At 63.1% G+C, this 1,606-nt stretch carries 2 protein-coding genes; one reads left to right on the forward strand and one right to left on the reverse strand.

Annotation, left to right across the window (positions count from 1 at the left end; all coding sequences use genetic code 11):
- Nucleotides 1–716, forward strand: a 716-nt coding sequence (locus OP495_RS17660) for a MipA/OmpV family protein (protein WP_280571072.1), incomplete at its 5' end; no start/stop codon positions are given.
- 86 nt (nucleotides 717–802) lie between these two features.
- On the opposite strand, the gene OP495_RS17665 is transcribed toward OP495_RS17660, so the two are convergent.
- Nucleotides 803–1,606: aldehyde dehydrogenase family protein (locus tag OP495_RS17665; RefSeq protein WP_280571074.1), on the reverse strand; the 804-nt coding region annotated here is incomplete at its 5' end.

Consider the following 1,606-nt stretch of genomic DNA (forward strand, 5'->3'; position numbering starts at 1 on the left):
TGGCAAGTCCCAGCCAGGCACAAGACAGCGGTTGGCAGGGGAGTTTGGGCGCGGGAGCGATTTACTCTCCCGACTACCTGGGGAGCGACGATTACGAGACCTCCGCGTGGCCGTCGGTCGACCTGACCTATGGCGATAGCGTGTATATCAACGCACGCGATGGTGTGGGGTGGAACGTCATCAACCGGGATGGCTGGAAGGTGTCGCCGTTTCTCGGTTATACCCTTGGGCGCGACGACGAGGACGATCTGCATCGCCTAGACAAGGTCGATGGCGGTATCACGGCCGGGCTGCGAGCCGAGTACACCGAGGGCCATTGGCTATACAATGCGGCGGTTGAAACGCCAGTGACCGGGGACGTGGATGGCTATCACGTCAAGGCCAAGGCGCATTGGCGTTCACGTTTGACCCAGCAGCTGTCTGTCTCGCTGGGACCGAGCATTGCCTATGGGAGCGAGTCCTGGGCCGAGGACATGTTCGGCATCTCCGCGCGGGAAAGCCAACGTTCGGGGTTAGATGCCTACGCGCCGAACGAGGGCTATTTCAAGGTCGGCGCCGATGCCAGTCTGAGTTATTACCTCACGCGGACATGGTCCATCACGGGGTTGGTGGGTGTGTCACGCCTGACCGGTGACGCCAAGGATAGCCCCATCGTCGACGATATCGGTGATGCGACCCAGGCTTACGCAGGCGGCTTCATCAACTACAACTTCTAGATATCCACCGGTCTTGACGTGGCGTTCTACGCAATGGCCCCGCCAATATTGGCGGGGCCATTTCTTGAGGTCATGTCACCGTTCCATCACTCGGCGATATAGACCGTGCGCACGTTGAGGAAGGCGCCAAAGCCGTATTCGCTCTGCTCGCGACCGTAGCCACTTTCCTTGACACCACCGAAGGGCAGCTCGGCGATGGGCGTGGTGGGCCGGTTGACGAAGCTCATACCGACTTCGAGGCGGCGCGCGACCTGCTCGGCGCGCTTCACGTCCTGGCCGACGACGGTGCCACCCAGTCCATAGCGGCAATTGTTGGCCAGCTCGATGGCGTGTTCGGCGTCGTCAGCGACGATAACCGAGGCCACCGGGCCGAACAGCTCCTCGTCGAAGGCCGGGTTGCCGGGCGCGACGTTGGTCAGCACGGTCGGGGCATACCAGGCGCCGGGACGGTCCAGGATCTCGCCGCCGGTTTCGAGTTGCGCTCCGTGCTTGATGGCGCGCTGTACTTGGTCGTGCAGGTCGTCACGCAGATCCTTGCGCGACATGGGAGCGATCTCGGTGTCGCCGTCCATGGGGTCGCCGATACTCATCTTCTGAACGCGGTCGATGAGCCGCTCGGTAAAGCGTTCCAGCATCGGGCGTTCGACGATCAGGCGCTTGGACGCCGCGCAACTTTGCCCGGTATTGTCGAAGCGGCCATTCACGGCCAGTTCCACCGCCTTGTCGACATCGGCGTCGTCGAGCACGATCAGCGGGTCGATGCCGCCGAGCTCGAGCACGCTGGGCTTGATGGCGTCGCCGGCGATCTTGGCCACGGCGCGGCCGGCTTCCTCGCTGCCGGTCAGCGTGACGCCGCAGACGAGCGGGTCGTGAACGATGCCTTCGACCTT

The organism is Chromohalobacter sp. 296-RDG, assembly GCF_029889885.1.
Lineage (GTDB): Bacteria > Pseudomonadota > Gammaproteobacteria > Pseudomonadales > Halomonadaceae > Chromohalobacter.